This window comes from Vibrio penaeicida, from assembly GCF_019977755.1.
In the GTDB taxonomy this organism is placed as follows: Bacteria; Pseudomonadota; Gammaproteobacteria; order Enterobacterales; family Vibrionaceae; genus Vibrio; species Vibrio penaeicida.
On sequence record NZ_AP025144.1, the window covers coordinates 2,821,360 to 2,843,591 of the forward strand.

At 44.5% G+C, this 22,232-nt stretch carries 19 protein-coding genes; all 19 read left to right on the forward strand.

Annotated features, from left to right (window positions below; all coding sequences use genetic code 11):
• The first annotated feature begins 117 nt into the window (after positions 1-117).
• The 19 genes from LDO37_RS12625 (at position 118) to choV (ending at position 22,186) form a co-directional block, all read left to right on the forward strand.
• A complete protein-coding gene (locus LDO37_RS12625) occupies positions 118-828 on the forward strand; it encodes a response regulator transcription factor (protein ID WP_101112938.1) in 711 nt (236 codons plus the stop codon).
• A gap of 10 nt (positions 829-838) precedes the next feature.
• The gene (locus LDO37_RS12630) at positions 839-2,476 is read left to right on the forward strand and encodes an ATP-binding protein (RefSeq protein ID WP_126609099.1); all 1,638 of its coding nucleotides are present in this window, start codon (positions 839-841) and stop codon (positions 2,474-2,476) included.
• Between the two features lie 78 nt (positions 2,477-2,554).
• Positions 2,555-3,568: a DUF2860 family protein gene (locus LDO37_RS12635; RefSeq protein WP_126609098.1), complete on the forward strand. Its 1,014-nt coding sequence runs from the start codon at positions 2,555-2,557 to the stop codon at positions 3,566-3,568.
• A gap of 86 nt (positions 3,569-3,654) precedes the next feature.
• Complete coding sequence (locus LDO37_RS12640; protein WP_101112639.1) at positions 3,655-3,987, forward strand: hypothetical protein; 333 nt, start codon at positions 3,655-3,657, stop codon at positions 3,985-3,987.
• A gap of 79 nt (positions 3,988-4,066) precedes the next feature.
• Positions 4,067-4,885 (forward strand): 23S rRNA (guanine(745)-N(1))-methyltransferase, encoded by an 819-nt coding sequence (gene rlmA / locus LDO37_RS12645; protein ID WP_126609097.1) that lies wholly within the window; start codon positions 4,067-4,069, stop codon positions 4,883-4,885.
• A gap of 80 nt (positions 4,886-4,965) precedes the next feature.
• On the forward strand, positions 4,966-5,859 hold the full coding sequence (locus LDO37_RS12650; RefSeq protein ID WP_126609096.1) for an AraC family transcriptional regulator: 894 nt from the start codon (positions 4,966-4,968) through the stop codon (positions 5,857-5,859).
• A 272-nt stretch (positions 5,860-6,131) separates the two neighbouring features.
• Positions 6,132-8,270, forward strand: coding sequence for a TonB-dependent siderophore receptor (locus LDO37_RS12655; protein ID WP_126609095.1), 2,139 nt, complete (start codon positions 6,132-6,134; stop codon positions 8,268-8,270).
• A 130-nt stretch (positions 8,271-8,400) separates the two neighbouring features.
• On the forward strand, positions 8,401-9,117 hold the full coding sequence (locus LDO37_RS12660) for a siderophore ferric iron reductase (RefSeq protein ID WP_185829897.1): 717 nt from the start codon (positions 8,401-8,403) through the stop codon (positions 9,115-9,117).
• 12 nt (positions 9,118-9,129) lie between these two features.
• Positions 9,130-9,897: an ABC transporter ATP-binding protein gene (locus LDO37_RS12665; protein WP_126609093.1), complete on the forward strand. Its 768-nt coding sequence runs from the start codon at positions 9,130-9,132 to the stop codon at positions 9,895-9,897.
• Positions 9,891-10,802, forward strand: a complete 912-nt coding sequence (locus LDO37_RS12670; RefSeq protein ID WP_126609092.1) for an iron-siderophore ABC transporter substrate-binding protein — start codon at positions 9,891-9,893, stop codon at positions 10,800-10,802. The genes LDO37_RS12665 and LDO37_RS12670 overlap by 7 nt, the downstream gene beginning before the upstream one ends.
• Positions 10,802-12,808 (forward strand): Fe(3+)-hydroxamate ABC transporter permease FhuB, encoded by a 2,007-nt coding sequence (gene fhuB / locus LDO37_RS12675; RefSeq protein ID WP_126609091.1) that lies wholly within the window; start codon positions 10,802-10,804, stop codon positions 12,806-12,808. The genes LDO37_RS12670 and fhuB overlap by 1 nt, the downstream gene beginning before the upstream one ends.
• Positions 12,809-13,201: 393 nt before the next feature.
• Complete coding sequence (locus LDO37_RS12680) at positions 13,202-14,155, forward strand: ChaN family lipoprotein (RefSeq protein WP_126609090.1); 954 nt, start codon at positions 13,202-13,204, stop codon at positions 14,153-14,155.
• A 138-nt stretch (positions 14,156-14,293) separates the two neighbouring features.
• Positions 14,294-14,653, forward strand: a complete 360-nt coding sequence (locus LDO37_RS12685) for a hypothetical protein (RefSeq protein ID WP_101112648.1) — start codon at positions 14,294-14,296, stop codon at positions 14,651-14,653.
• Positions 14,654-15,239: 586 nt separating this feature from the next.
• Positions 15,240-15,848, forward strand: a complete 609-nt coding sequence (gene betI, locus LDO37_RS12690) for a transcriptional regulator BetI (RefSeq protein WP_126610052.1) — start codon at positions 15,240-15,242, stop codon at positions 15,846-15,848.
• A 19-nt stretch (positions 15,849-15,867) separates the two neighbouring features.
• Complete coding sequence (gene betB / locus LDO37_RS12695) at positions 15,868-17,328, forward strand: betaine-aldehyde dehydrogenase (RefSeq protein WP_126610053.1); 1,461 nt, start codon at positions 15,868-15,870, stop codon at positions 17,326-17,328.
• A 25-nt stretch (positions 17,329-17,353) separates the two neighbouring features.
• Positions 17,354-19,054 carry a choline dehydrogenase gene (gene betA / locus LDO37_RS12700; RefSeq protein WP_126610063.1) on the forward strand — a complete coding sequence of 567 codons (1,701 nt, stop codon included), beginning with the start codon at positions 17,354-17,356 and terminating at the stop codon, positions 19,052-19,054.
• A gap of 28 nt (positions 19,055-19,082) precedes the next feature.
• Positions 19,083-20,021: a choline ABC transporter substrate-binding protein gene (locus tag LDO37_RS12705; RefSeq protein WP_101112651.1), complete on the forward strand. Its 939-nt coding sequence runs from the start codon at positions 19,083-19,085 to the stop codon at positions 20,019-20,021.
• Positions 20,022-20,120: 99 nt separating this feature from the next.
• Complete coding sequence (choW, locus tag LDO37_RS12710) at positions 20,121-20,963, forward strand: choline ABC transporter permease subunit (protein ID WP_101112940.1); 843 nt, start codon at positions 20,121-20,123, stop codon at positions 20,961-20,963.
• A gap of 2 nt (positions 20,964-20,965) precedes the next feature.
• Positions 20,966-22,186 (forward strand): choline ABC transporter ATP-binding protein, encoded by a 1,221-nt coding sequence (gene choV, locus LDO37_RS12715; RefSeq protein WP_126610054.1) that lies wholly within the window; start codon positions 20,966-20,968, stop codon positions 22,184-22,186.
• Positions 22,187-22,232 lie beyond the last annotated feature (46 nt).

Genomic DNA, 22,232 nt, shown 5'->3' on the forward strand with positions numbered 1-22,232 from the left:
AAAACAACCTTTCTGGAGACAGTTCAGAGTTCAGATTACTAGTCACAAATCGTCACAGTCCAGTCAATGAGATTGAAATAAAATTGGCACAATACCCAAGGAGAGGAAATGTATCTAATGGATCCTACTAATCAATACAGCTTAATGCTTGTTGAAGATGATATGGAACTGGCTGAGCTGATCTGTGATTATTTAAAAGGTCATGAGTTCGACGTAACACACGTGAGCAACGGAATAGATGCAGCACAACGAATTGTGGCAGAGCAACCTGATATTGTCATATTGGATGTCATGCTTCCTGGGCAATCGGGTATGGACGTTTGCCGACAAGTGAGAACCGACTACCTTGGCATGATTTTGATGCAAACCGCGCTTGATGACGACATTGATCAAATGATGGGGTTGGAGTTGGGTGCCGATGATTACATTGTAAAGCAAGTACAACCAAGGCTTTTACTTTCGCGCGTTCGCGCATTACTTCGAAGAAATAAACGCACCAACACGCCCGCAGATACTCAAACGGTACTGACGTTTGGCGCGTTAAAGATTGACTTGCAAAAACGACAAGTTTCTATGAATAACAATGAAATCCAGTTAACCACGGCCGAATTCGAGCTTTTACACCTTCTTGCCCAAAACCCCGGAAAAGTCGTATCACGAGACGACATTGTCCAGCAGATAAGGGGTTATGAATACGATGGTCTGGACCGGTCAATCGATCGAAGGATTTCTCGGTTAAGGAGAACACTCTTGGACGATCCTAACCAACCTCAAATCATTAAAACTGTTCGCGGTAAGGGCTATCAGCTCTGCGCAGATAAGCGCTAACGGAGCTTCTATGATTAAGGCATTTTCTGTTCTTTGGCTGGTAATTCTTATCCCGATTGCATTATTTTTCAGCCCGTTTTCCGCCAACCCACTCAACCATATCAGCAATATATTAACAAAAGACTTTTATGAAAATATTTACGGTCCGACGCTCTATACCCTTCAAGACGACTTAGACGCTATTCCGTCGGAAAACTGGTCGCAATACATAAAAGAGCTGCAACCGCATTTTGGTGTGGACTTGAAGATTATTGAGATCGCGGACTTCCCATTAAACGACGCCGATTTATTATCAAGCCTAAAAGCAGGGGAAATTGTTTACCAGATTTCCGATCCTCCCGCGTTACTCATGCGAATTCATCAAAGTGAACAAGCCATTTATTTTGCTACAGATTTAGCCAGTAACGATTATGGAAGGATGCAAGCTAAGGGGCCGATGTATATTTTGGCACGAGAAATCAAGAAAACGCCCAAAGATCAGCGCGAAGTCGAACTGGAAAAGATTACCCAACAAATGCCCGTTTACGCGACCATTGAGCCTTTGGATTCACTCGAACTCTCGGAAGAAAATGTAAGCCTGCTTTTATCCGGTGAAATCACTTCTGAACTGAGTGAAGAAGGAGGGCTTGTTTTGTTCGCTCAAATTGAAGGTAGCGATATTTTACGAGTAATGGACAGCCAATCGAGCACTATCCAAATTCAGTTCATGGGCGCGATCATCATGGGGATCATGCTCTGTATTGCCGCCGTTATTGTGCTTTGGGCTATCCCCCTTTGGCGCGATTTAAAACGATTAGTAGCAACAACGAATCAATACGGTAAAGGCGATCTTCAAGCACGCGCAAAAACATCTAGAATGTCAGTGGTAGCGCAGTTAAGCACATCGTTCAATAACATGGCTGATAGTGTTGAGAAATTGATATTGGGGCATCGTGAGCTCACCAACGCGATTGCACACGATTTAAGAACCCCTCTTTACCGCCTGCGCTTTGCTTTTGAAATGCTCAATGGTGACATCACCAAGGAACAAAGGGAAAAGTACAACAACGTCGTTGAAAAGAGTATTGATGACCTCGATCATCTCATCAATCAAACATTAATTCTTTCACGTTATTCTCGCCGTGTTCCTAATGCGAAACAAATCGTTCCATGCGTGCTTGAACCTATATTGCGCGCTGAAATTCATCACTTTCAATTGGAACACGCCGATCTTCATATCGAATTCAATTGCTCATCCTTACTTCAGGAAGAAGAAATCATGGTCGATCAAAGAGCCATGGTCCGCGCAATGAACAACTTACTTTCGAATGCCGCTAGATTTGCGAAAAGCACCATTGTTGTCACCTTTGAACGCCACCCAAAAACTTGGCAGCTCACCATTGAAGATGACGGCATTGGTATCCCTCAGGAGTTATGGGAATCAATATTTGACCCATTTACACAGGTAGACAATGAAGAAAGAGACACCACAACAGGTCATGGGCTGGGTTTAGCCATTGTTAAACAAATTGCCATTTGGCATGAAGGTGACGTACTGATTTCGCAGTCTTCTCTTGGTGGAGCAAAGTTCATCTTATCTTGGAACGCAAAACCAGAAGAGGATCAACAGGGAAGCCGAGCGAAAGTTGTCACAAACGGTCACAGTTAGTCTTTATTTTGGCATGGAGTAGCGTTCAATTATTGAACACAATAGCTACTCAATCTCAACATTTAAAAAGGTACAGGGATGAAATATCTACACAGAACGGTTGGTATCACTTGCTTGATGATGAGCACTCCTCTAATCGCAAACTCAGAAATTGCGGAGCAAGAAACACCATTTGATCCAGGCTGGCAATTTGTTTTATCAGCGAACGTTGGAGTTGGAACCGAGCAATCTCAACTTAATACTCACGATGACAACAAAACAACAGACTCGCTACAAAGCAGCGGAAAATCAACATCTGGAATTGGTGCCTTCCCTTTTGTACGAGTGGAGTACACATTAGATAGCGGCTATACACAATTTTACTTAGGTCAAAGTGAAGATCAGGTAACTAACGAACAGTTTCAAGCGGAAATTGGTGTGAACCACTACCTGAATGGCGTGGGCTTAATTAATGCTGCGTACTTCCCGAAAATCCCTGGAGTCAATGAAGTTTGGGAAGATGCCTATTTGATTGGATCTGCCCGTAAAACAACAAATTCTAACGCTCAAGGTGGACGTATCGCCTACTCACCAGAAACCACTTTGCCTTTAACGTTCCGCTACGCTTTTGTTAAGTACGACGTAGAAAACGACAAATCTGGTAAAGGGCAAAATTTGTCCGCTGAAAATATGAAAAAGCTGGAAAGAAACAGCCTATACCAAAGAGTGGCAGTTGAAACGGTTTTCCCTCTAACCGACAACATGGCACTTTTGCCTGCTCTAAACTACACCGTTCGTGATGCCGATGGCAAAGCCAACAGCTTCAAAGAGTTTGGTGGTGATTTAGGCCTGCAGTATTCTCTAGGAAAGCACAGCTTTGTTGTTCACGCTGGTATCGCACAACGTGGTTTTGATGCTAAAAACCCCGTGTTTAACAAAAAACAAGACACCTCAATAACCAACTTATTCGCACTTTATTCCTATGCGCAACCATTTGGTTGGGAAAGAGCAAGTATTAGTGTCATTGGTGGTATTGGCAATGAAGATTCAGACATCAATTTCCATGACACTAAATCCAATTACATTTCAGCAGGTGTTAACTACTTCTTTTAGAATGATTAGCAAATACCCAAGCAGCGCATCGTTTCTTGGGTATCGCTCACTTACTTCGATTCAAATGAGTTTCAAGGAGGAAATCAATGCGTATCACAGTCATTTTGGCCATTACAGCACTATTCACTCTGTCGGGTTGCTCTCGATTTCCTCATAACGACATTATGAAATGGATGCCCCTTCCCTCATTAGAACAAGTGACACCACCGGGTGAATGGGTATTGTTCAGAGAAATGAATTCTTCCGATATGCAGATTGAGCAAAGCCCCTTTCACTCGATCGAATCAGACAGTCTATCGGAAGCGGTCGCTAAAAACGTCATCACAAAAATCAGTTTGTATGTCATGACAGCGCGGCTGCCCTCTCCTCATCAACAATATGCTCGATGGGAACACCTATTAGACGAATACCGGGATTGATGTTCAACGCCTTTGAATCTTTGCAATGGTCGACCTATACCGCTAAAATTTGCGACCCAATTGTCTCTGCGAGTTGAACATGTCTTATCAATGCCCACTTTGCCAAACGAAACTTGATTTCGTTCAGCATCATTATCGATGTGAAAATAACCATCAGTTTGATGTTGCAAAAGAAGGCTACGTTAACCTTATGCCCGCACATCATAAGCGCTCAAAAGATCCCGGTGACAATAAAGAGATGACTCAGGCTCGGCGCCGTTTTCTCGATAGTGGTCACTACGATAAGCTTCGCGATACGGTTGCGGATACATGTCGAAAGTGGCTCGACAATACGTCAGCGCAATTGCTCGATATAGGCTGTGGTGAAGGGTATTACACCAACCAAGTAGAGAGCACATTGCGCGCATCGAACCCCCACGCCAAGGTGTTTGGACTCGATATTTCAAAAGTCGCTATCCGTTATGCTGCAAAGCGTTACAGAGGTTGCCAATTCAGTGTGGCGTCAAGCCATCGCTTGCCTTTTGCGGATCAATCTCTTGACGCCGTACTGAGAATTTATGCGCCCTGCAAAGCAGATGAACTCAAGCGTGCTATTCGCCCCCAAGGCGTCGTTGTTACAGTTACACCCGCTGCTCGTCACCTATATCAACTTCGTGAAGGCATATACGACGACGTCAGGCTACATGACGAAGCCCATGAAACTATCGATGGCTTCAGTTTATTGGGCGAAGAAAAGTTGAATTACACGATGCCCTTAAATGGAAACGAAGCGCTAGACCTGCTTCAAATGACGCCGTTTGCTTGGAAAGCGACGGACGAATTCAGGCAATCTTTGTCTAATTCTTCGACGTTTGAATGCGAGGCAGACTTCATTATCAGAGCCTACCAGAGAGTCTAATCCCTCGTGTTTTGAAGGGTTAGAATCAATACAAACCATGGTATGGTAAGACGATATCGTTAATCGGATTGAGCTATATTTTGAGCGTTACTGACCCTTCATTAAATCGGATAGAAAAATTACTGTCCTATATCCACAGCAACGTCGATTTGCCACTTACTTTGGAAGATCTTTCCAAGCAGAGTTGTTGGTCGCGCTGGCAGCTTCAAAGGGTTTTCCACTCAAAGACTGGGCTGAACGTTGCGCAGTACGTCAGAGAAATTAAGCTCAGTCTGGCCGCAGAACAAATTCTCACCTCTCACGATCGTATGGTGGATATCTCAGTCGCATTTGGGTTCAATTCTGAAATCAGCTTCAGCCGTGCATTCAAACAATACTTTGGCTTAAGTCCTCGAGCATACCGCCAACAAGGCAATCGAAACCGAATCAAAATCCCACTCGTGCGTCCGAGCGCTAGTGCTCCCAGATTTCAACCCGATACCGACTACTTCCAGATTCGAATAGAGCACAGAGCAGCCTCGACCTTATATGGCATCCGTGAACCAATAAAAGGCTTGTTTGCCCAAATCCCTAATTTCAAGCAAAAGGTTCCTCAAATCTGGGAAGAACTTCATTCGAAGTGTAAAGAAGTTCGGGGACTTTCCCCCCAGCTTGGTGTCATTGACGCTACCCATAGTGTAATGGGTGAAGAAGGCTTGGAATATTGGTCAGGGCTAAACGCCGAACAGTTAAGTGAGCGGACGAAAGCAAAACTTTCCTCTCTAGACATTCCTGAACACGATTACGCGGTGTTACCCGTTCATGGTCCAATAGAAAAGTTAGCCGACTTAGTGGAATGGTTCATTCTATTCTGGCTCCCTGATTCTGGATATCAGGGTGTAGATGGCTATGAAATTGAGGTCTATGATCACAGGTTCAATGCCACTAGCGACACCTCTTATATGGAGTACTGGTTCCCTGTCATTAAAAATTAATGAGTAATTAATCATTAAAATGAGAGTTGCACCAAATTGTTAATTTTCACTTCATCATTAGCTATATGATTCCTACCTGATAATCATTATCATTTGTGTTCACAATAAAAAAGGCATAAACGGCGGGCTCCGCTGAAAGAGAACCACCATAAGGTAACCTATCCATAAGGTAAACCATGGTTATGCTCTCGCTTCTCCTTGATAAAACAACGTGAACACGTCACTACAGCGTAAACATCTCGCTGATTAAAAAGGACATAGCTGAGGTATTAATGAACCAACCATCCCACACCCCGACAATGCGCCGCTCCGTGATTGCACTGGCTGTTGCCGCTACTTTTTCTTACGCACCTTTTGTAAATGCGGATTCGGGAGAGACAGAAACCATTGAAGTCTTTGGTAAAGCCTACCGAAATACCGCGACAAAAACGGTATTAGAGCCGGAAGAAACGCCGCAAACACTTAACGTTATTGAAAGCGAGCAGCTTGAGCAACGAGGCGTAAAATCCGTGATGCAGGCATTGCGATACGCGCCTGGTGTCTCTACAGAAAACAAAGGTGGCGCAGTCGTCTTATCGAACTGGGTAAACATTCGCGGTTTCAGTTCTTCGGACAATTACTACGATGGCTTAATGCTTCCAATGCTACCGGGTTGGAATGTACAACCTCAAATTGATCCTGTTGCCATTGAGCGACTAGAGATTTTTAAGGGACCAACATCGGTTCTTTATGGAACCATGCCTCCGGGTGGGATGGTGAATGTTATCGCGAAAGCACCTCAGCTAGAAAAGAGCACACAGGTTAACTTGGCGACTGGTTCAAATAGCTTGCTTGAAGCCTCTGTGGATACAACGGGCTCACTAAGTGACAACGTGGCTTATCGCCTTATTGCTCTAGCAAGAAAATCGGATACTCAGATCGATCATGTTAAAGAAGAGCGATACATGATCGCCCCATCTATTGACTGGTACGTGTCTGACAAGACGTTCGTCAATTTTAATCTGTACTATCAAAACGACCCAGCCCTTGGTCACAATGTTACGATCCCTCTAGAAGGCATTACAGCAACGGACCCAAGTAAAAAAATTGCGCGTTCAACGTATGCAGGTGACGTAAATTACAACACCATGAAACGTGATTTCTGGTTAGCTGGCTACAAGTTTAACCACGAATTCAACAACGATTGGGCATTCCTGCAAAACTTCCGTTATATGGATTCAAAGTTCTATCAAGAAGGGACGGCGAGTGGTGCGTTTGATGCTGCAACAGGGACATTGAAAAGAACAGCCTACCTTACCGACGAAAAGTCAAAAGGGTTCAGTGTTGATAACCAATTATCCGGCTTTGCGAATGTAGGTGAGTCTGAACATTACCTTCTATTTGGTGTCGATTATCGCGAAATTGAAGGTTCGGCTTTATACGAGTCATTCGCCAATGTTTCAGACATTAATCTGTATGCGCCAAACAATAACACAGCAAACCCAAGTGCCTTTGCTAAAACTTGGACACAGACTCAAAACGTCAGAATGAAGCAACTTGGCGCTTATTTCCAAGATCAGGTTCTTTGGAATGATTGGGTGTTCATTGCAGGTGGTCGCTTCGATGATGTGAAGAGTGAAGTTAGCACGACCTATGCCGCTCCACCGACAACAACCGCAGACAACAATGACTCGAAGTTCTCATATCGCCTTGGTACGATGTATCAATTCGAAAATGGATTCTCGCCATTCCTAAACTTTGCAACCAGTTTCGAACCGAATGCGAAGCTGGATAAAGATGGCAACAATCTTGAGCCTGAAGTAGGTGAGCAAATTGAAGTTGGTGTTAAATATGCGTCAGCAGATGGCTTATCTACCGCTTCGGCTGCCCTGTTTGAAATCAAGAAGAAAAATGTCGGTGTTCGTAAGGATGGAGCGTCACCTTACACCGCAATTGGTGAAGTACGATCTCGTGGTCTTGAACTTGAAGCCAGAACACTGCTCTCTGAAAACCTAGATGTCATCGCTAACTACACCTACACCGATATCGAAACCACAAAAGATGACAATCCAGACAACATCGGTCAAGTCCCAGTATTTGTGCCTGAGCAAGCTGCAAACCTTTGGTCAAACTACTACGTTAACGACGGTGCTATGCAAGGGTTACGTGTAGGCGGCGGTGTTCGCTACGTTGGTGAAGCTGTATTAAATGACAGTACTGATAAGAATCTTGGGAAAGTGGAAAGTTACACGCTCGTCGATATGTCGCTCGGATACGATTTAAGTCGATTCAGCGATTCCCTAAATGGGGCTTCGGCAAATGTTGTGGCAAATAACCTTTTCAACACCGAATACTACACCTGCTGGAACGAAAGCTACTGCTGGTACGGTCAGGAAAGGACGGTGGAGTTAAATGTCAAAATTGATTTTTAATCAACCGTAAAAAAGCGCAAAACAGGTGGTGTGTAAACATCACCTGTTTTCGCGTTTTAAGATCATACCCAAGTCACCTCAAGATGCATGGGTATATGTAACTATTTTAAAACATGGAAAGCGAATAGCCGTGCAAGAGTCATTTCACCAACAACTTTTCAGTGCATGCGAACAAATTACGCCTTATCTATCAGGTAAAATAACGGAGCCAGACGAATCAATGCTCCGTTCGCACCATAGCGGCGAGGCATTCTTCAATCAGCTGTATTCTCAACTGCAAGTTTTGCACCCTGAAGCAGGAAAAAGCTATTGGATAACTCGATGTTGGGACTTGGCCACTTGGCAACCTCTATATATTGCCTTTATCAGCGTATATGGCTTCAAAACACTGCCCGATTTCAATTCTTTCGGGCAGTCCCAAATGGGTTCTTTTGTCACGGGATTTTGCTTTTCAAACCAAAAACATCGACATGGTGAAGTGCAAGAGTTAGTGCCCGAAGCTGCATTGCAACTGAATGTATTATTTGAAAAATACAGAACCCAACTCGATCAACAGTATCGTTGTCGGCCAGGTTTTGTGAAGCACTTGCTGGCTGACGCTATCGTAAATTGTTGCTTAAGACTGAAAGAATTTGACCCTCAATTAACTCTGGATGACATAAGAAACAATGCCGCCATGTGGCTCAGTGCATTTCAATTACCTCTGGATCAAATCAGTCGAATTGAAGAAAAACAAGGTGCCCTCTCCTACGTGAGAAAAAGCTGTTGTTTAGTATACAAGACAACTCAAGGGACACTTTGCGAAGACTGTCCTCGATTCAAGAACTCGTCCCCGATTCAAAACTAAGAACGAAAGCGTATGTATCAACTCAATCAAATCAAAGTCATTCGTGAAGAAAAAACCATATTGGACATCGATGAACTTTCCATTGACCCCAAAGGTTTTACTGTGGTTTTGGGTCATAACGGCTCGGGAAAATCCACATTAGTTAACCTGCTCGCTAAACAATTCAGTCCAGAAGAAGGTCATATTCAGCTCGGTCAGCAGCCACTCGAAAAGTTTTCTGCAAAATCATTGGCTAAGGAAGTCGCTTATCTTCCACAAAAGTTGCCCGAAGTTGCAGGGTTGAATGTAAAAGAGTTAGTTCGATTAGGTCGCTACCCTTGGCGTGGTGTCTTTGGACAATGGAATAGTGAAGACAATCAAATTATCGAAACATCCATGCTTCAAACAGAAGTCCACTCAATGAGCAATGAACTGGCAGACCAGCTATCTGGTGGCGAGAAACAGCGTGCTTGGATCGCCATGTTATTAGCGCAGCAATCTAACTTTTTGATCCTTGATGAGCCCACCTCCGCTTTGGATGTCCAGCATCAATATCAAGTGATGGATCTACTCCAACAACTCAATCAACATTCTGGTAGAGGTGTCTTGGTAATTCTTCACGATTTGAACTTAGCGTTACACTACGCCACTCACGTTATCGCATTGAAAAAAGGGAATATCCTGTTTGAAGGAAAACGTGAACTTTTGTTTGATGAAGAGCGATTAGCCAGTCTCTATAACACTCCTGTATCACTGATAGACCACCCTAACAACGACCACAAGGTAGCCATAATATGTTAAAGAAAGCATTGTTTACCCTATTCTTTTTCAGCTTCACTTTGCAGGCACAAATCATCGCTGAAGATAGCCGTGGCGAACAGATTCTTCCCAAAACTCCCGTTAGGATTGCTGCTCTCAATTGGGACATAGCCGAACAAGTTCTAGAACTCGGTGTAGCACCTGTCGCCATACCAAATATCCCTGAATACAGAGCTTGGGTGGTTAAGCCTGAAGTCCCAGAATCGGTTGAAGATATTGGGACGCGTATGGAACCAAACCTCGCTCGCTTAGAACAGCTAAAACCCGATGTCATCATTATTGGTTCACCACAAATTGACTTAACCGAGCGCCTAGAAAAAATTGCACCCGTATTGTATTACCACACATACAAACAAGAACCAGGCAATGTAGAGCGCTCCATAAAACACTTTCGCCAAATTGCTCATGCTCTGGGTAAATCCGATGTCGCCGAACGTAGACTCAAGCAAATGTACTCTAAGATTGATGCGCTAAAGATCAAACTCGATAAAACCTATGCCGGTCAGAAACCGAAGGTAGCGGCATTTCGTTTTGCTAGTACCACGACGGTCTACCTTTACGGCGATAACTCTAGTACCCAAGAAGCACTTCAACTTTTGGGATTTGAACCTGCCCTACCACAGCCAACCACTCAGTGGGGAGTCACTCAAAAGCGCTTGAAAAAACTGTACTCCATTGGTGATGGTGTCGCGCTGTACTTTAAGCCGTTTAAACAGGAATCCGAGTTGGAGAAATCCGTAATGTGGAACGCGATGCCTTTTGTTAAAAATAACAAAGTCGCTTCGGTTTCTCCTGTTTGGAACTATGGTGGAGCCATGTCTCTATTGTATGTAGCAGAAGCGCTCGCTGAAAGCTTAGAGTCGGTTGCACCGAGTGCAGGTGAGTAATGGCGATTCTACGGATAGGTTTATTGTTAATCCCCCTAATACTGGCGTCTGGCTATATTGGCAGTGAACTCACGCTTAACCAGCAGTGGCACATCGTTTCTGACATGGTTATGTCAAAGTTCTACGGCTTAGAGTTTTCACCTGTTGAATTTGAAGAAATACTTTTTGTAGAAGCCCACCTTCCTCGATTACTGATGGCTATCATGACCGGTGCTGTTCTTGGGTTGGTTGGTAGCCTTCTCCAGCAACTGACACAAAATCACCTAGTCTCACCGCTAACGTTAGGCACATCTGCCGGAGCATGGTTGGCACTTATGTGCGCCACGGTGTGGCTACCCACATTGAGTGCGTTTACTTCCACATTGGTGCCCTTCATTGGCGCAATGGTCAGCCTGGCTGTTGTGATGTGTATTGTCGGCTTGAAAGATCTATCTGGTCTTCGAGTCGTGCTTGCAGGAATGGCGGTTAATATACTCTTTGGCGCGATCGCAACGGGAATTGCTCTTTTTCACGACCAATTTGCAAAAGACATTTTCATATGGGGCGCAGGCGACCTCGCGCAGAACGGCTGGCAACAGGTAGATTGGCTCTTCCCTCAACTGTTACTTGGGCTCGTCATCTTATTGATTTCCCCTAGAATCCTTGCACTGTTGAGGCTCGGGCATACCAATGCTGAAGCTCGCGGTCTTAACCTAGTTCCTGCTTTCTTTGGGCTCATTGTGCTTGGTCTTTGGTTGGTTTCTTCAGCTATTGCGAGTGTGGGCATTATAAGTTTCATCGGGCTTATCGCACCAAATATTGCTCGCTTTGCTGGTGCCAGAACTCCCAAAAGCGAACTTTGGGTGAGTATGGTGCTGGGCGCATGTTTATTGCTGTTTACCGATACGCTCACCATCGCTATCAATTATGTATCCATTAGCGTCATTCCATCTGGTACCACAACAGCCCTCATTGGTGCGCCTGTACTGGTTTGGTTTGCTCGCAGTAAGTTAAAAGCTCATGACCAAATGAGTCTTTCTTTACCCAATTCAACTGCCCGTTACCGACCAAAAACGTTGTACAGTGCCGTGTTCAGTACGGGATTACTCGTCATACTAGGCGCATTTTTCTATAACACTGGCGACGCCTCTAGTTGGGTATGGCAAGTACCCACCGAATTTGTTTGGAGCCAGCAATATCCAAGAATGCTCACCGCCTTTAGCGCAGGATTTGGGCTAGCCATTGCTGGTGTCATTTTACAGCGAATCATATATAACCCGTTGGCTAGCCCCGATATTCTTGGCATTTCAGCAGGTGCTAGTTTGTTTTTGGTTGTAGGAATGATGTTGTTAGGAACAACCTTATTCGAACTCCAATTCACATTAGCGTTTATTGGTTGCCTCGCGGTTCTAGGGTTGTTACTGCTGCTTGGCAGAAAACATGAATACTCGCCCGGAATGCTCATTCTTACGGGAATAGCACTCACAGCTCTAATAGAATCATTGATCCATTTCGTGCTAGCACAAGGCAGTGAAACTGCGTATTTGTTGCTAACTTGGCTATCTGGGTCAACTTATCGTGTAGAAGCAGGCTCTGCCATTGCATTATTTGGCTGTACGGTGGTTCTTTCTGGGCTGGCGCTGTCTCTCCATCGATGGCTAACGCTAATCTCGGGAGGACGAGGTTTTGCTCAAGCAAGAGGGTTAAATGTTCCGGCTAAGTTTAAGCTACTGCTGATTTTGGTTGCGATGCTTTGCTCTGCCGTAACGGCAACGATGGGACCAGTATCGTTTATTGGCTTACTCGCTCCACATGTCGCGGTTATGCTGGGAGCAAAGCGCGCAAAAGATCAAATGTGGGTCGCAGGCTTCACAGGCGCTTCTCTGCTGATGTTCGCTGACTGGCTTGGGCAAAATGTGGTCTATCCGGGACAAGTCTCTGCTGGCATTGTCGTTTCTATCATTGGTGGTACTTATTTCCTATTGCTTCTGATGAGAAGTAACTTAAACCGCTTTGCCACTGGGTGATTAGGGTCTGTTGATCTTTCGAGATGATTTTTGCAGCAATTTGTGGGTTATTTATACAAGGCAGAGCTTATTCGGTGTAGTCGCTCTACATCAATAGGCGATAACGTAGTAGAAATAGACCACAAATGCTGCCCGAAGGGTTCGACTAGGCGTCCCCGCTCTATGCACTTTACTCTTTGTTGCAAGGTATTTACTTAGAATGACTAGGCCACACACCTTGCGCCGCGATTAAAATGCATAGAACTCGAACAAAATTTAACCGCGAAAAATCAACAGACCCTAAGTATAAACGAATCAGAATGGGTCACCTCACCAGCCCTTAATGAAAATCATTCTCACTCGTTGAATAATGATAAGGGCTGGTCTACACTGCCCGCTCTTTCGGAGATGACTATGAAAAAAATAATTCCTTTACCCATGCTTCTTTTGGCAGGCTGCTCTGCCGTTACTACTTCGCAATCAACCGTAACTTCGCCAACATCGGCGATTGTTTCCAACTTTTACGATTATAAAATTTATTCCTCCGAAACTGCGTTGCCTTTGCAGCAATTAGTCAAAGAATTAAAGAACGCAGATGTGATTTTAGTCGGTGAGTGGCACAGCCATGCTGGCACTCATAAATTTCAAACGGATTTGTTCGCGGCCATGAACCAATCAGGGTTATCAACCGCACTTGCGATGGAACAGTTTTCTAGAGACAAGCAAGGTCTTATTAACGACTATTTGAACGGAGAAATAGGCGAACAAACCCTAATTCAACAGGGTAATGCTTGGCCAAATTACACCAGTGATTATCGCCCGCTGGTTGAGTATGCACGTTTGAATAAACTGGATGTTATAGCCGCAAACGCGCCGAAGAAAACCGTTAAGTGCATCGGCCGAAAAGGACTCGGTTGGACTCAAAACCTAAGCAAGGAAGAACGTGGATTTATTGCGGAAAACATAGACACCAGCGATTCACCCTACAAACAAAAATTCATGGCTTCTATGCACCACGGAAAACCAGAACAAACCGCCAACCAATACGCTGCACAAGTTACTTGGGACGAAACAATGGCGGAAAGTATTGTTCACTATCTAAACAAGAATTACGATAAAAAAGTCTTGCTCACTGCTGGCAAATTTCATGTGTCCGACGGTCTTGGAACTGCTGCGTCTATCCAGCGTAGAAACCCAGATCTCAACATTGCCATTATTGAGCCCGTAACGGAAATCACTGCAGACAAAAAAGGCTATCAAGTGTTGGTTGCAGAGCTGCCACCAAGATACATAAAACAAGAAAATAGAATGAAAGCTTACCATCAAATAGGTAAGCGAAACTCAGGGTTAAACTGCGAAAAAGAGTAACCCTCAATTTATGGACTGATTCTTGCTTAAAAAACTATCAGATTGGGTAGGAAAAATAATCAGGCTAGGCAGAAAAAATAGTCAAAGTTATTTGCAGATCTGCCGATAAAGTATTCAGACCATATTGAGGAGAACAATATGACTTCGATTGGAGCGGAGCCAGTTAGGGTTACCCCTACAGCCACAGCGACAAACAGCGCAAAATCAAAAGCGGTAGAAGATACCGTTCCCGGTTCAGCTGTCAAAGTCGAGCAGAACAAAGTCACGTTGTCCAATGAGGGCAAAGCCTTACTTGCCGCACTTCAGCAGATTGAAAAAGATGCCGCGGCAAATCCAGAAGATAAAGGTGTGGGTGACAAAGTTGAATCCTTTGCTCATGGTGCATTAGGAATGGATCACCCTGACAAGTTTAAAGAAGAAGATGATACTTCCTATTCCGCGGGGCAATATTTATCCGCAGCGGCAACCATAGGTGGAATCTTGGCACTGTTGGTATAGCTTAAAGCCAGTATAAATTAGCCTTTACCGACATTGCCTTCTTCTTATAGCTAACGTGCTTAACTAAATAAGCGAAACTTTCGCTCAACAACCGTAATGCTAATTTCTTGCGTTATGGCATTCTTTTACGGCTTTCTATTTCCCACTCAGACTATTAGACAACCTATCTTAGCACCTACAAACATACCTAAGTATGCTCACTCACTTTCATTAGACCACTTTGTATTTATCATTCTTATTGAATACGCAAAGTATCTGGCTAAAAAATAAAAAAATATTCATACCAAAATGAGCGATGTAATTAAACAGTACTAAATATGTGCTCTTTCGTTACAAACTTGAACTCCCCTTTAAATGAAAATCAAAAATAAATATAAAATACAAAAAGATAAGTAAAAATCACTTCACTCCCCGCTATGTTATTCAAGGTGAGGTATTTAACATTTCTTAGACAAAAAAGGTTCTAATCTCCCTACTTTTAGTCAAATCCTGAGCGACGTTTTAAAAAAAAATGTTTTGAGTACTAAGCATTTTTAGGGCATTATTTTTATTAATTGATCGTTCAATTAAAAATAAGGAAGCCGTCATGCCCAAGGTTGGGATGCCAGAAATCAGGAAACCACAGCTTGTTCAAGCAACGATGACCGTTATCGATCGAGTTGGGTTGCATGCTGCAAGCATTTCACTGATCAGCAAAGAAGCTGGTGTATCGAGTGGGATCATTAACCACTACTTTGGCGGTAAACATGGTCTTCTAAAAGAAACCATGAAAGAGATTCTTCGTCAGCTCTCTTCAACAATTACTGAACAATTAAGTCAGTTGCCTAAAGACGCTCATCAACAACGTATCAACGCCATTATTGATGGCAACTTTGTGGGCTACCAAGCAGAAAACAAAGTCGCAAAGACTTGGTTAGCATTTTGGTCTTATTCAGTCCACGACCCAGAACTAAAACGACTTCAACGTGTAAACGAAAAACGCCTTCTCTCGCATTTGAAAATTGAGCTAAAAGCTTTGTTTGAGAAGGAACAGGCAGAAATTATTGCCCACGGTATTGCCGCTTTAATCGACGGTGTTTGGTTAAGAGGAACATTGAACCCTAAAGGGATTGATGCGGAAAAAGCACGCCTCATTATCAATGATTACTTAGACAAACAACTGACTTTCTATACGCAGCAACTAAACACAAAATAACGACAGCCAGTACTTTTAAATGAATATGAAATCACTTTATATCGACGGTCACGCATGTGACGCAACTTCGCAAGAAAGCTTCACAACCTATAACCCTGCGACAGGACAGCCATTAGCTGAAATTGGTCAGGCTAGCCAACAAGATCTGGAACGTGCCATTCAATCTGCCAAGCAAGGATTTAGCGTTTGGTCCGCCATGTCGCCAACCGAGCGCAGCCGGATCTTACTGAAAGCGGTGGCTCTGTTACGTGAACAAAATGACGAACTGGCTAAATTGGAAGTATCGGATACGGGTAAACCCATCCAAGAAGCCATAGATGTTGATATTGTGACTGGCGCTGATGTGATTGAGTACTTCGCAGGTCTAGCACCCGGTATGCAGGGTGAGCAACAACCCTTGAGTGAAAACCAATTCTTCTATACACGTCGCGAGCCTTTAGGCATTTGTGCAGGTATAGGAGCATGGAACTACCCTATTCAAATTGCTATGTGGAAATCTGCTCCTGCTCTGGCTGCCGGAAATGCAATGATCTTTAAGCCTTCGGAAGAAACACCGTTATCCGTATTAAAGCTGGCTGAAATCTTTACTCAAGCTGGGCTTCCAGACGGCGTATTTAATGTCGTGCAGGGTGATCATCGGGTCGGTCAAATGCTTACCGCACATCCAGACATTGCCAAAGTCTCCTTCACTGGCGAATCCGGAACCGGAAAACAAGTCATGGCAGACAGCGCGAAAACCTTAAAACAAGTCACCATGGAACTAGGCGGTAAGTCACCAATGGTGATCTTTGATGATGCCAAGCTCGATGGCGCTGTTTCTGCTGCTATGGTTGCCAATTTCTACACGCAGGGTGAGGTTTGTACCCACGGTACACGCGTTTACGTTCACGAAGGCATTTACGATGCATTCATTGACCAATTAAAAGAAAGAACTGAAAAACTGATCGTCGGTGACCCAACCGAAATGCAGACTCAAATCGGTGCTCTGATTTCCAAAGAACATTTGGGCAAAGTGCTAGGCGCAATTGAAGCGGCAAAACAAAGTGGCGCCACGCTACTCACTGGCGGTTATCAGGTTACCGACAACGGGTTGGAAAACGGTAACTTTGTTGCACCGACAGTATTTGTGAATTGTGAAGATGGGATGCCACACGTTCAAAGTGAAATTTTTGGTCCTGTTATGTCTGTGCTGAAGTTTTCAGACGAACAAGACGTTATCAAAAGAGCCAACGACACCACTTACGGATTAGCAGCTGGTGTGTTTACTCAAGACCTATCCCGAGCGCATAGAGTCATCCACCAGCTTCAAGCGGGCATTTGCTGGGTAAACACTTGGGGTGATTCACCAGCAGAAATGCCAGTTGGAGGCTACAAACATTCCGGTATTGGTCGCGAGAACGGGCCGGAAACGTTACGTCATTACACTCAGACCAAAAGTGTGCTGATTGAACTTGGCGATTATGAAAGCCCATACGCTTAAACGGCAACCAAACGGAGATAAAGAAATGGAGCAACGCTACGATTATATTATCGTTGGTGCCGGTTCAGCGGGTTGTGTGTTGGCAGATAGGCTCTCTGAAAGCGGTGAACATCAGGTTCTGCTGCTTGAAGCGGGTGGCACGGATAAAAGTATCTTTATTCAAATGCCCACTGCTCTTTCTTATCCGATGAACACGGAAAAATACGCCTGGCAATTCGAAACCGTTGAAGAGAAAGGGCTTGGTGGTAGAAAGCTTCATTGCCCAAGGGGACGAGTTTTAGGTGGAAGCTCCTCTATCAACGGTATGGTGTACGTCCGCGGTCACGCTTGTGACTTTAATGAATGGGAAGAACAAGGCGCTAAAGGGTGGGATTACCCCTCTTGCTTGCCCTACTTCCAGCGTGCAGAGTCTTGGTCGGGCGGTGCGGACGAATACCGTGGTGGCGAGGGTCCCGTTGGCACATGCAACGGTAACGACATGGCTCTGAACCCGTTGTATCAAGCCTTTATAGAAGCCGGAAAAGACGCTGGCTACCCAGAGACTTCGGATTACAACGGTTATCAGCAAGAGGGCTTTGGCCCCATGCACATGACGGTTGACAAAGGCGTACGAGCTTCGACTTCCAACGCCTACCTTAGGCGTGCGCTTAAACGCTCAAACCTAACACTGTTAAAAGGGGTCGTCGTTCATAACGTTCTTCTGGAAGATAAAAAAGCCATTGGTATTGAATTCGAACGTTCAGGCAAGCGAACCAAATGCTATGTGAACAAAGAAATCATTTCGAGCGCTGGCTCAATCGGCTCCGTTCAATTATTGCAGCTGTCGGGAATTGGTCCATCTCACGTGCTTGAACAAGCCGGTGTGGAATTGAAACATGAATTACCCGGTGTGGGAGAAAATCTGCAAGACCATCTAGAGGTTTATTTCCAATATCGATGCAAAGAACCCATCACGCTTAACAGTAAACTCGGACTGGTAAGTAAAGGGTTGATCGGCGCAGAGTGGATTTTGACTCGCAAAGGGTTAGGCGCAACTAACCACTTCGAATCTTGCGCGTTTATCCGGTCACGGAAAGGGTTGAAATGGCCAAACATTCAATACCATTTTTTACCCGCTGCCATGCGTTACGACGGACAAGCCGCATTCGAAGATCACGGTTTTCAAGTACATGTAGGCCCTAATAAACCCGAAAGCCGAGGCACAGTTGCCATTGTATCTAGTAACCCTTTAGACAAGCCTAAAATCGAGTTTAACTACATTTCAACCTCACAAGATCAACAAGACTGGCGAGACTGCATTCGATTGACTCGAGAGATTCTGTCTCAACCTGCGATGGATGATTACCGCGGTGAAGAAATTCAACCAGGGCTTTCCATCACCAGCGACGAAGCGATTGATGAATGGGTAAAGCAGAATGTCGAGAGTGCTTATCACCCTTCATGCAGCTGCAAAATGGGTGCCGATGGCGATGTAATGGCGGTATTGGATGAAGCCTGCCGCGTACGTGGAATTCAAGGACTGCGCGTAGTTGACTCTTCCATTTTCCCAACCATTCCAAATGGCAACCTGAATGCGCCTACCATTATGGTGGCAGAAAGAGCAGCCGACATTATTTTGGGCAACCCACTATTAGCAAGAAAAGATTTACCCGTTTGGATAGCACCAAATTGGGAAGAGAAACAAAGAACAGAGACACCAAAAAGAGACGTAAGGTCTATTGATTAAAGTCAGTAATTATTACAAGGAAATTACTATGTCTATGATGACAAAAACCCTGTCGACACTCGCACTTAGCACGATAGCGGCTAATGCCTATGCCAACCAATGTGAGACAGTACGTTTTTCAGATGTGGGCTGGACAGACATTACCGCAACCACGGCTGTCACGTCTGAGCTTCTGAAAGGTCTGGGTTATACAACCAAAATCGATCTGCTGTCTGTGCCTGTCACATATTCCTCAATGGCGAACGGTGATATCGATATCTTCCTTGGCAACTGGATGCCAACCATGGAGGGAGATATCGCTAAATACCGTGAAGCTGGTACAGTCGAAACTGTTCGTGCCAACTTAGAAGGGGCAAAATACACCCTTGCCGTTCCTAAATACGTTTACGATGCGGGCGTAAAGAATTTTGCCGATTTAGCAAAACACGCTGACAAATTTAAAGATCGTATTTACGGCATTGAACCTGGTAATGATGGAAACCGTCTTATTCAATCCATGATCGACAGCAATGCATTTGGGTTAAAAGACTTCAGCCTTGTTGAATCAAGCGAAGCGGGCATGGTTTCTCAAGTAGCAAGGTCGGTACGTCGCAACCAGTGGATCGTCTACTTAGGTTGGGCTCCTCACCCAATGAACAGCAACGTCGATATGGAATACCTCGACGGTGGTGATGATTTCTTCGGTCCTAACTATGGTGGAGCCAATGTCTACACCAATGTGCGTGCAAACTACCTAAATGAGTGTAAGAACGTCGGTCAACTTTTGCAGAACCTAGCGTTCAGCCTCGAAATGGAAAATGCTTTGATGGAAGCGATTCTTAACCAGAATGTCAAACCTTCAAAAGCAGCACTTCAATGGCTGAAAGACAACCCAAAACAAGTTGAAGCTTGGCTTAAAGGTGTAAAAACCCTTTCCGGTAGCGATGCTGCTAAAGCCGTAAATAGCTACGTTAATTCAAACGCATAATATTAATTGGGGGGTGTTCGCCCCCTGTTAGCGTTAATTTCCTCTATTAACTTAGATTTTATTCTTAACTTGGGTTTTATCCTTAAACAAGGTTTTATTGTGGACTTTATAACTAACAACAAAATTCCTGTTGGTGAGTGGATGGAAACAGGCGTTGATTGGCTCACCATGAACGGTGCTGGTTTTTTTGATGCCATTTCAATCCTCCTTGAAACCGTCATCCTTTTTGTTGTCGACATCTTTAAGTGGATGCCTCCCGCTATTCCAATTGTTCTAACCGCTGCATTGGCGTGGTATCTACACCGAAGTATTCCCCTAGTGATATTTATCATCGGGGCCTTGCTAACCATTCTTAATCTAGGCTACTGGCAAGAAATGCTGGAAACCTTTGTCTTGGTATTTGCTGCGACAACGATTTCCGTATTAATTGGTATTCCAGTGGGCGTAATGGCAGCACACCGACCATGGCTCTATACCCTGCTTCGACCCATATTGGATCTTATGCAAACTGTTCCAACGTTCGTTTACCTGATTCCGACGCTGGTATTGTTTGGTTTGGGCATTGTTCCGGGGCTTATTTCTACCATTATCTTCGCTATAGCAGCTCCAATTCGCCTGACGTACTTAGGCATTACAAAGGTTCCAGAAGAACTTATCGAGGCTGGAAAAGCATTTGGCGCCAGCAAAATGAAGCTGCTTTTCAAAGTCGAGCTGCCAGCAGCACTACCAAGCATTATGGCAGGTATCACTCAGTGCATTATGTTATCGCTTTCAATGGTGGTGATCGCCGCGCTGGTCGGCGCTGATGGCTTAGGGAAACCCGTGGTACGAGCGCTCAACACCGTGAATATTTCTCAGGGTTTTGAAGCAGGTCTCGCCATTGTGCTTGTCGCCATCATTCTTGATCGACTTTGCAAATCACCGAATCAAAAGGAAGTGTAATCATGGATGCGATTAAGATTCAAAACCTTGATGTTGTCTTTGGTGATAAGCCTCAACTTGCCTTGGATTTACTGGATGAAGGTAAAACGCGTCAAGAGATCATCGATCAGACCCAGCAAGTCGTGGGCGTCGATAACGTAACGATGACCGTAAAGGAAGGTGAGATTTGCGTTCTTATGGGGTTATCTGGGTCTGGTAAATCCAGTCTGTTACGAGCAGTGAATGGTTTGAACAGCATTACTCGCGGTTCGCTTCAAATTAAAGACGAAGGTAATCAAGTGGAGCTATCGTCTTGCGATGAAAATACGCTGCAACGGCTGCGTACTCACCGCGTATCGATGGTATTCCAAAAGTTTGCCTTAATGCCTTGGTTAACGGTTCTCGACAACGTCGCGTTTGGGCTAGAGATGCAAGGCATGTCAAAGACGCAACGCCGAGCAAAAGCCAGAGAACAACTTGAAATGGTAGAACTGGCGGATTGGGAAAGTAAGTACCCGCATGAACTTTCTGGCGGTATGCAACAACGCGTTGGGCTCGCGAGAGCATTCGCTATGGATACCGACATTTTGTTGATGGATGAGCCCTTTTCGGCTTTAGACCCATTAATTCGAGCGCAACTGCAAGACGAATTAATCCAACTCCAAAAGAAGCTCAACAAGACCATTTTATTTGTCAGCCATGACCTTGATGAAGCATTAAAAATTGGCAACAACATTGCAATAATGGAGTCAGGAAAACTTATTCAGCATGGTAAGCCAGAGCAGATTGTCCTATCTCCTGAAAACGATTATGTGAAGGATTTTGTCTCCCATACCAACCCGCTGAACGTGCTTAAAGGTCGCTCTTTAATGCAGCCAGTGAGTGATTTAAAACAAAATGGTGCGAAATGGCAGATTTGTCCGACGCAACACGTTTGGGTTGAAGAACGCAATAATCAACTTTGCTTAGACAGCTCTGCCTATTCGGGGAATTCATCGGCACAAGAAAATAAAGTGAATTTGAAACTGGTCGATTGGCGTGAAGAATCTGTCACACTCAGTGATATAAAAAGAGACTCCGTTGTCATAGCCAGCCCAGATATCGGTATGCGTGAAGCCATTGCCCTAAAACAACATAGCGGTCTACCGATTCTGCTGGTCGAAAACAATGAGCTGATTGGCGTGCTCGACGACAGTGATTTTTACGCGGGGTTATTGGGCAAGCACCACCACAACGCGGCTTAAATTACAGTTTATTCCCTAGCCTCTTCAAGTACAGAGGCTAGGATTA